The organism is Phaeovulum sp. (genome assembly GCF_041596715.1).
GTDB lineage: Bacteria > Pseudomonadota > Alphaproteobacteria > Rhodobacterales > Rhodobacteraceae > UBA6213.
The window spans coordinates 1-8,496 of the sequence record NZ_JBFHIA010000137.1 but is presented as its reverse complement, the minus strand read 5'-3'; the positions used below and the strand labels follow the sequence as shown (position 1 = coordinate 8,496).

The following is an 8,496-nucleotide window of genomic DNA, read 5'->3' as shown; positions in this document are numbered from 1 at the left end:
GATCGTGCAGAACCACGCGGATCTTTTGGCCGCGCGCACCGGGCGGGCAATCGAAATTGTTGCGGTTTCGGCGCGCGACCGCAGCAAAAACCGCGATGCCGACCTTTCGGGCTATGCTTGGGAGGATGACCCGGTCGCCCTTGCCAAGCGTGACGATATCGACGTGTTCGTCGAAGTGATGGGCGGGCACGAAGGGCCTGCGCGCGACGCCACGATTGCGGCGATTTCCGCGGGCAAGGATGTGGTTTCCGCCAACAAGGCACTTCTGGCGCATCACGGACAGGAACTGGCCGAATCCGCCGAGGCCGCAGGCCGGGTGATCCGCTTCGAGGCGGCGGTCGCGGGCGGGATTCCGGTCATCAAGACATTGACCGAGGGGCTGGCGGGCAATGCCATCACCCGGGTGATGGGCGTGATGAACGGCACCTGCAACTATATCCTGACGCGGATGGAAAGCGCCGGCTTGCCCTATGACACGGTCTTTGAAGAGGCGCGGCAGTTGGGCTATCTGGAGGCCGACCCGAACCTTGACGTGGGGGGCATCGACGCCGGGCACAAACTTGCCTTGCTGGCCTCTATCGCGTTCGGCACCCGCGTCAGCTTTGACGCGGTAGAACTGGAGGGAATCGGGCGCATATCCATCGACGATATCCGCCGCGCGGGCGACATGGGCTACAAGATCAAGCTGCTGGGGGTCGCGCAGATGACCGGGCGCGGGCTGGAACAGCGCATGACCCCCTGCCTTGTCCCCGCAGCATCGCCCTTGGGGCAGTTGCAGGGTGGCACCAACATGGTGGTGCTGGAAGGCGACGCGGTTGGCCAGATCGTGCTGCGCGGCGCGGGTGCCGGGCAAGGCCCCACCGCAAGCGCCGTCATGGCCGATGTGGCCGATATTGCGCGCGGCATCCGGGTGGCGACCTTTGGCCGCCCTGCCACGCAACTGACCGTGCCGGTCGCGGCCCGCGCCGCCTCGCCCGCGCCTTATTATCTGCGGATGGAACTGCTCGACAAACCGGGGGCGCTGGCCAAGGTCGCCACCGTGCTGGGGGATGCGGGCATCTCGATTTCGCGGATGCGCCAGTATGACCACCCCGAGGCGCTGGCACCGGTGCTGGTTGTCACGCACAAGACCACGGGCGATGCGGTGGCGCACGCCTTCGCGCGGCTGCCTGCCACGGGTGTGGTGATGGGCGAGCCTGTGGCGCTACGAATCGAAGCAGTTTGAAGAAAAGGTAGGGCGGATGGATTGGTTTGCAGCAGTCGATATCTATTGCGAACGGACATCCGCACACTTCTGGGCCGAACCTGTTAACGCCTTGTCCAATTTTGCGGTGATTCTGCCGGTCGGCTGGGGCATCCTGACCGCCCGACGCCTTGGCGAGAAAGACCCGCTGGTCTGGGCATTGCTGGCATTGGCGGCGATGATCGGTCTGGGTTCCTTTGTGTTCCATACCGTTGCCCAACGCTGGTCCGAACTTGTCGATACTCTACCGATCTGGAGCTTTCTGGCGCTTTACGCATTTGTTGCGGCCAAGCGGTTGCTGGATTGGAAACTGGTCGGCTGGCATGCCGTGGCATTGGGTGCCGGAACGGTGCTGGTGCTGATCTTCTTTGCCAATGGCGAGGATGCCGCGCACGCAAACGAGATCCTGCCAGCGGGTGAGGTTTTGAACGGGTCGGCGCAGTATCTGCCGGCGATCCTTGGGGGGGCGCTGGTTGTGGCCGGTGTCTGGTGGAAAAGACGTGCGCTGTGGCACCTTGCGGCGATTTCCAGCCTTGCCTTTGTGCTGGCCCTCAGCATGCGCACGATGGACGCTGCGATTTGCCCCACGATGTCTTTGGGCACGCATTTCATGTGGCACCTGCTCAATTGCCTGTCGCTAGGGTTTGCGATGCAATTGATCTTGCGTGGCGGCGAAGCGGCACAAGAAGCGGCGCGCGAGACGCCATCGGCGGCCGCTTTTTCGCGTTAGTGCAGATACCAACTTTCCGTTAGCGCACCCAGCCTTGCCGGGTGCGCGCCATGCGCGCTAGATGCCGCCAGCCGTACAAAGCCGGGGAGCATCATGGCCGACAAGATCGATTTCAAGGACAGGATGCTTTCGCTCGGGCTTGCCCGCGTATCCGAAGCCGCCGCTTTCGCATCGGCACTGCTGATCGGCCGCGGCGATGAGAAGGCCGCCGATCAGGCCGCCGTCAACGCCATGCGCGAACAGTTGAACCTGCTCGACATCAAGGGCGTGGTGGTGATTGGCGAGGGCGAGCGCGACGAAGCGCCGATGCTGTATATCGGAGAAGAAGTCGGTTCCGGCGATGGCCCTGCGGTCGATATCGCGCTTGATCCGCTGGAAGGCACCACGCTGACCGCCAAGGACATGCCCAATGCGCTGACCGTGATTGCCATGGCCCCACGCGGCACCTTGCTGCACGCGCCCGATGTCTACATGGACAAGCTGGCAATCGGCCCGGGCTACCCAAAGGATGTTATCAGCCTTGATATGTCGCCGAGCGAGCGCATCTACGAACTTGCACGCGCTGGCGGCGTTACCCCTGGCGACATTACCTGCTGCGTGCTTGAACGCCCCCGCCACGATGACCTGATCGCCGAGATCCGCGAGACCGGGGCCTCGATTCGGCTGATCACGGATGGCGATGTGGCGGGCGTTATTCACTGTGCGGAATCCGAGATTACCGGCATCGACATGTATATGGGGCTGGGCGGCGCACCCGAAGGGGTGCTTGCGGCCTCGGCGCTCAAATGCATGGGCGGGCAGATGTGGGGGCGGCTGACCTTTCGCAACCAAGACGAAAAGGCGCGCGCCTACAAGGCCGGTATCACCGACCTCAACCGCATCTATGCGCGCGACGACATGGTGCGCGCCGATGTGATCTTTGCCGCGACCGGCGTGACCAATGGCTCGATCGTGCAGGGCGTCAAGCGCGAGCCGAACTACATCCAGACCGAAACCCTGCTAATGCGATCCAAAACCGGGTCGGTGCGCCGGATGATTTGGCGCAACCCGCTCAAGCGGAACGGCCACGAGGACAACTGAGCCTGCTCTGGCCATTGGTGGAAAAATCCGGCAAGTGTCGGGCATGAGTGGGCGCGCCTTTCTTGATGTCGAAGCTTCTGCCACCGGGCGCCGCTGGGTCGGGCCCGGTGCCGAAGTCGATCGGCTGGCCGAGGCGATGGTGCAGCAAACGCGCCTGCCCTTGCCCTTGGCGCGCTTGCTGGTGGCGCGCGGCGTAGCCCCTGCCGATGCCGAGCGGTTTCTAGAGCCCCAGTTGCGCGACCTGCTGCCCGACCCCTTGACGCTGAAAGACATGGGGGCCGCCGCCGCACGGTTTTTGCGCGCGGTCGAGGCGCGGGAAGCGATTGCGATTTTTGCCGATTACGATGTCGATGGCGGCGCTTCGGCGGCGCTGCTGACGGTCTGGCTGCGCAGTATGGGGCGGCGCGCCACGCTCTATATCCCCGACCGGATAGATGAGGGTTACGGCCCGAACGAGGCCGCGATGGCGATGCTGGCGCGTGACCATGGCCTGATCGTCTGCGTCGATTGCGGCACGCTAAGCCACGATGCGATTGCAGCGGCCAAGGGTGCCGACGTGGTGGTGCTGGATCATCACCTCGGGGCCGAGACGCTGCCCCCCGCTCTGGCCGTGGTCAACCCCAACCGGGCCGACGAGAGCGGCGAGCTTGGCCACCTCTGCGCCGCCTCGGTGGTGTTCCTGATGCTGGTCGAAGCCAATCGCCAGCTGCGCGCCCAAGGCACCTCTGGGCCCGACCTGATGGCGCTGCTGGATCTGGTGGCACTTGCCACCGTGGCCGATGTGGCCCCGCTGATCGGCGTCAACCGCGCGCTCGTGCGGCAGGGGCTGCGAGTGATGGCGCGCCGCGAACGCGTGGGGCTGGTGGCGCTGGCCGATGTTGCACGGATGGATCAGGCCCCCACAAGCTATGCGCTTGGCTTTGTGATCGGGCCACGGATCAATGCTGGCGGGCGGATCGGTGCGGCGGATTTAGGCGCGCGGCTGCTTGCAACCGACGATCCGCATGAGGCAGAGGCGCTGGCCGAGCGGCTGGACCTTCTCAACTCTGAGCGGCGCGAGATCGAGAACCGGGTGCGCGATGCCGCGCTGGAACAGGCCGAGGCGCGCGGGCTGGATGGGCCGCTGGTCTGGGCGGCAGGCGCAGGCTGGCACCCCGGAGTGGTCGGCATTGTTGCGGCACGGCTGAAAGAAGCGACCAACCGCCCGGCGGTAGTGATCGGGGTTGAGGGCGGCATCGGCAAGGGTTCGGCACGCTCTGTGGCGGGGGTAGACCTTGGCGCGGCGGTGCAGATGCTGGCCGCCGAGGGCCTGCTGCTCAAGGGCGGCGGCCACCGCATGGCGGCAGGCCTGAGCGTTGCGGAAGCGATGATCGAGCCTGCGATGGCGCGGCTGGGCGAATTGCTGGCGCGGCAAGGCGCGGGAACCCAAGGCCCGCGCGAACTGCGCCTTGACGGGCTGCTGATGCCCGCCGCCGCGACCACCGCGCTGATCGAGGATATCGAGCGCGCCGGCCCCTTTGGCCAAGGCGCGCCCGCACCGCGCTTTGCCTTTGCCGGGGCCGAGATCACCGGTGCGCGGCGGATCGGGGAAAACCATCTGCGCTTTCGGGCCGGGGGGCCCGACGGGCGGATCGACGCGGTCGCGTTTGGTGCCTTTGACGGCCCGCTTGGCCCGCTGCTCTCAGACCCCGGCGCCGCGCGCTTTCATCTGGCCGGACGGATCGAGATCAATACCTGGGGCGGGCGCCGCACCGTGCAGCTGCGCCTAGAAGACGCCGCGCGCGCCTGAACCCCCAAGCACCTGACGCGCCGTGACGAAAGTTTTGCTCTGTGCAGAAAATCCCTCTTGCGAGTCACCCCGCCCTGCCCTAAACACCGCCCACGCCAAGCGTGGCCCGTTCGTCTATCGGTTAGGACACCAGGTTTTCAACCTGGGAAGAGGGGTTCGACTCCCCTACGGGCTGCCACTCACCCCGCCATTTCCGAGATGTTTTGCACGAGCGCGCAATTGTCGCGTGTTGTCCGTGGCTTGCGAATCGAAGTGGTCGTGTGAGACCGCAAAACGCGAGCCGACCAGACGCAAAATCGCGCGACGTCTCTGTTCGCGGTTTTCGTGTTTCCAGTTTGGGATGGGTCTGGTCAGGCCGTGAGGAAGAGCATCTGCTGCGCAGCCCAGTCAGCTGGTATATCATGCTTGAGACACCAGTCTGCCGTCAGGAATGGCGGCTGTCGTCCCTCGATGATCTGCCTGACGGCGTCCGGTCCGAGGAAGGCAAACTCGATGATCTGCTGGACGCGCTTGACCGAGAGGGCGTTCTTTTCTGCGATCATCTGGGCGCTCTGGCCTTTGGTGATCAGGGCCAGGAACGCGTGGCCCTTAGCGATGTTGCTGATCAGAGTAGTGTCTTGTGGGAGCGCTTCGCCTTCCAGGACAAGTTTCGTCTCAACCCCGCGCCGGCGGATCGTGAAAGGTGACTCGAAGGACAGGCGTTCCGCTACGATCTTTTCGTCAGCGATGTCGAGCACTTCGGCCGTTATGCGATGCGCCAAGGTGATTGACAGCCCCTCACTGGCGATGACAATCCGCTCGATTGGGGCAAGTGCGTCGAAGTCGCTGCCGCCGATCCTGACGACTGCGTCTGCGATGGTCTTTGCATCCGCCTCAACCAGCAGTCCACGCATCGCCGAGGCACGCAGATGCCGCAGGACGGCGGCGGCGACGCGATCCTCAAGCGCCCGGGCAGGCAGGCGCCAGCCGCTGTCTCTTTCCTTTGACGCTGCCCCGACTTTCAGCGACTGCGAGATGTAGTAGTCATAACGACGCCCGCGCTTCTGCGTATGCACCGGAGTCAGACGCTCGCCAGATGTGTCGAATAGCTTGCCAGCCAATGGGGACGAGGGTCGCCCGGAGTTTTTCTGCCCACGGGGGATGGCGGACTGTGCAGTCATGATCGCCTGCACCCGCTCCCACTGCGCTGTCTCGATGATCGCAGGGTGCTGCCCCTCGTAGGTTGTACCCTTGTGGGCAATGCGGCCGATATAGAGCGCGTTGGTGAGGATCTTGTGGATATGGCCGCGTGACATGACCTTGCCGCCCTGATCCCTGCCCGAATGCGTGATGTATTGCTTTGATCGCAACCCAAGCCGTTCGGCTTCCTGCGCCACCAAGCTCAGTGCCCGGCGTTCCTCGTAAAGGGAGAAGAGGCTCCGGATGGCCTCGGCTTCCCTTCCGTTGACCGTCAATGTCCGGCCCGCAGCCTCATATCCCAAGGGCACATAACCGCCCATCCAAAGCCCCCGCTTCTTTGAGGCCGCGATCTTGTCACGGATCCGCTCGGCGGTGACCTCCCGTTCGAATTGTGCAAACGAGAGCAGCACATTGAGTGTCAGACGCCCCATGCTGGTTGCGGTATTGAACGACTGGGTCACCGAGACGAAAGAGGCCTGTGCGGCATCAAGGCGATCGACGAGCTTCGCGAAGTCCGCAAGCGACCGGGTCAGGCGGTCGATCTTGTAGACAACGATCTGGTCCACCAGTCCCGCGTCAACATCCGCCATCAGGCGCTGAACCGCGGGCCGGTCGAGGTGACCACCGGAGATGCCGCCATCATCATAGCGGGTCTTGAGCAACACCCAGCCCTCGTGACGCTGGCTGGCGACATAGGCTTCGCAGGCTTCCCGTTGGGCATCAAGCGAGTTGAACTCCTGCTCCAACCCCTCCTCCGAGGACTTGCGAGTATAGATGGCACAGCGAACCCGGCGCATGTCAGTGTGTTCGCTTGCGCGTCAAGCCAAAGAACCGCGGCCCGCTCCAGTGCGCGCCGGTGATCCTTTTGGCAACGGTCGAAAGCGACGCGTAGCTTTGTCCGTCCAGCACGTAGCCTGACGACGTCACCTCGACTTGGTAGGTCCGGCCGTTCCACTCGCGCATCAGATAGGAGCCGGGCGCGGCTAAACGCGGCAACGGCTTGCCAAGTTGCGCGGCCCCCGACGCGGCTTTCAGCGCTCGCCTGATCGGCCCGGGATAATCACCAAGCACTCGAATTTGCAGCTGTCGCGCGAATACGCGCTGCATGAACCTGACTGACAGGTATTTGGGCGGCGCCGTTCCGAAGACCGCTGTCCAGCGGTCAACGCAGGCCTTGCGATCAAGCGCCGAGATCTCCCGGAACTGGTCCGGGAGACCCTTCTGCGAGGACACGCTGCGCATCACGCCGCGCACGACGCGACGATGCGATAGACAGAAGACTGCTCGCCTGCTCCACGCTGAACCTCGAACCCTGCCTTGCGCAGCCCCGAGATCGCGGCGCGCACCGTGTGCGCTTGCCAGCCAAACTCCGTCTGAAGCTGTTGAAGCGATGCGCCATCGGCGTGCTCAAGGTGCGCACGCAGGCGGTCGCGTTTGGTCACCAATGGTTTTGCTGGAATGATTGCCGGGTTTGGTTCGCAGCACGGGCGCTTGCTCGGCTTGGTGGCGGGTTTTGCTTTGTCGGTCTGTGCCATGTTGGTCTCCACTTGGTTCGGGGCGGATGATTCCGCTCCCCGTACCGCGCAGCGCCCGGCAGTCCGGGCGAAACGTGCCAACAACAGCTGTGTCGGCACGTGATCAGTACCGCTCTGCTGGACGGCGAAGTCCAGCCCAAAGGTTGACAATATTGGCGGTCTTAAATCTCCCACCAGATTGGGCCGGCAGGAAGATGCCAGCGAACGTTGCGGCGAGGAGAGCGAATGGCCTCACCATCGTCCTGTTCCTCTTGAACCTTCGCCGCGTGGGAGAAAATGCCGGGCGGTTGGCTGAGCGTCTCGAAACATCGGAGAAGGTCAATGAAACCCAACGCAAGATGCTGGATGCCGCTGCACGTCGCCCTCGGGATCGCGATGAGCTTGCTCAGCGGCTGCGCGACGGGGAGTTCTGAGTCGCGGGTTGGCGCCTGCCCGCCGGTGGTGGAATACAGTCAGGCCGAGCAGGTGCAAGCGGCGGCCGAGGTCTGTTGATTTGCACTGAGAAGTGACCCGGGTTTTCCATCGAGAATTGACCCACCTTTGATTATGGATTTTGGGTCATGCTTGGGTCAATAGCGAGTTTCACTCCTTCTTTTTTCGGGCCACCGCGGCTGAACTTGCCTTGAAGCGGAAGCTGTCGTTTCCGGTTTCAAGGATGTGGCAGCGGTGGGTGAGGCGGTCGAGCAAGGCTGTTGTCATCTTTGCATCGCCAAAGACCGTGGCCCATTCGCTGAAGCTGAGGTTCGTGGTGATGACCACGCTGGTGCGCTCGTAGAGCTTGCTCAAGAGGTGGAACAGCTGGGGGTGCGTGTTCTGCACGGCTTCTGGTCTGATTTTCAGGTCTCCAGCACCTGATCGTGTGCTTAGCCATGCACCACGAGATCAAAGCCTTCTTCAGCGGTCGGCGATGCGAAGTGACTGGAAAACTGGTGGAACTGTG

General features: G+C 63.7%; 8 protein-coding genes, 1 tRNA gene and 1 pseudogene. 6 read left to right on the top strand and 4 right to left on the bottom strand.

Annotated features, from left to right (window positions below; all coding sequences use genetic code 11):
- The first annotated feature begins 1 nt into the window (after nucleotide 1).
- The 5 genes from ABY403_RS10310 to ABY403_RS10290 all read left to right on the top strand — a co-directional run bounded on the left by ABY403_RS10310 (nucleotide 2) and on the right by ABY403_RS10290 (nucleotide 5,020).
- Nucleotides 2-1,225 carry a homoserine dehydrogenase gene (locus ABY403_RS10310; protein WP_372840714.1) on the top strand — a complete coding sequence of 408 codons (1,224 nt, stop codon included), beginning with the start codon at nucleotides 2-4 and terminating at the stop codon, nucleotides 1,223-1,225.
- A gap of 16 nt (nucleotides 1,226-1,241) precedes the next feature.
- Nucleotides 1,242-1,973 carry a ceramidase domain-containing protein gene (locus ABY403_RS10305; protein ID WP_372840712.1) on the top strand — a complete coding sequence of 244 codons (732 nt, stop codon included), beginning with the start codon at nucleotides 1,242-1,244 and terminating at the stop codon, nucleotides 1,971-1,973.
- 93 nt (nucleotides 1,974-2,066) lie between these two features.
- Nucleotides 2,067-3,053: a class II fructose-bisphosphatase gene (glpX, locus tag ABY403_RS10300; RefSeq protein ID WP_372840711.1), complete on the top strand. Its 987-nt coding sequence runs from the start codon at nucleotides 2,067-2,069 to the stop codon at nucleotides 3,051-3,053.
- A 43-nt stretch (nucleotides 3,054-3,096) separates the two neighbouring features.
- Nucleotides 3,097-4,842, top strand: a complete 1,746-nt coding sequence (gene recJ / locus ABY403_RS10295; RefSeq protein ID WP_372840710.1) for a single-stranded-DNA-specific exonuclease RecJ — start codon at nucleotides 3,097-3,099, stop codon at nucleotides 4,840-4,842.
- Between the two features lie 103 nt (nucleotides 4,843-4,945).
- A tRNA-Glu gene (locus ABY403_RS10290) sits at nucleotides 4,946-5,020 on the top strand.
- A gap of 172 nt (nucleotides 5,021-5,192) precedes the next feature.
- On the opposite strand, the gene ABY403_RS10285 is transcribed toward ABY403_RS10290, so the two are convergent.
- From ABY403_RS10285 to ABY403_RS10275, 3 genes are read right to left on the bottom strand one after another with little or no spacing between them, the layout of a single operon-like run.
- A complete protein-coding gene (locus ABY403_RS10285) occupies nucleotides 5,193-6,818 on the bottom strand; it encodes a recombinase family protein (RefSeq protein ID WP_372840709.1) in 1,626 nt (541 codons plus the stop codon).
- A gap of 1 nt (nucleotide 6,819) precedes the next feature.
- On the bottom strand, nucleotides 6,820-7,254 hold the full coding sequence (locus ABY403_RS10280) for a DUF2924 domain-containing protein (RefSeq protein WP_372840708.1): 435 nt from the start codon (nucleotides 7,252-7,254) through the stop codon (nucleotides 6,820-6,822).
- A gap of 8 nt (nucleotides 7,255-7,262) precedes the next feature.
- On the bottom strand, nucleotides 7,263-7,556 hold the full coding sequence (locus ABY403_RS10275; RefSeq protein ID WP_372840707.1) for a DUF3489 domain-containing protein: 294 nt from the start codon (nucleotides 7,554-7,556) through the stop codon (nucleotides 7,263-7,265).
- A 194-nt stretch (nucleotides 7,557-7,750) separates the two neighbouring features.
- Here ABY403_RS10275 and ABY403_RS10270 point away from each other — a divergent pair, with 194 nt between their 5' ends.
- Nucleotides 7,751-7,969 (top strand): hypothetical protein, encoded by a 219-nt coding sequence (locus tag ABY403_RS10270; protein WP_372840706.1) that lies wholly within the window; start codon nucleotides 7,751-7,753, stop codon nucleotides 7,967-7,969.
- Nucleotides 7,970-8,138: 169 nt separating this feature from the next.
- Here the strand turns inward: ABY403_RS10270 and ABY403_RS10265 are convergent.
- Nucleotides 8,139-8,423, bottom strand: a pseudogene (locus ABY403_RS10265) (ATP-binding protein); the annotation flags it as partial.
- Nucleotides 8,424-8,496 lie beyond the last annotated feature (73 nt).

Bases quoted from the DNA above. Each gene is read 5' to 3' on its own strand.
- ABY403_RS10275 (WP_372840707.1), bottom strand. From the start codon at position 7,556: ATGGCACAGACCGACAAAGCAAAACCCGCCACCAAGCCGAGCAAGCGC.
- ABY403_RS10285 (WP_372840709.1), bottom strand. From the start codon at position 6,818: ATGCGCCGGGTTCGCTGTGCCATCTATACTCGCAAGTCCTCGGAGGAG.
- recJ (WP_372840710.1), top strand. From the start codon at position 3,097: ATGAGTGGGCGCGCCTTTCTTGATGTCGAAGCTTCTGCCACCGGGCGC.
- ABY403_RS10305 (WP_372840712.1), top strand. From the start codon at position 1,242: ATGGATTGGTTTGCAGCAGTCGATATCTATTGCGAACGGACATCCGCA.
- ABY403_RS10270 (WP_372840706.1), top strand. From the start codon at position 7,751: ATGCCAGCGAACGTTGCGGCGAGGAGAGCGAATGGCCTCACCATCGTC.
- glpX (WP_372840711.1), top strand. From the start codon at position 2,067: ATGGCCGACAAGATCGATTTCAAGGACAGGATGCTTTCGCTCGGGCTT.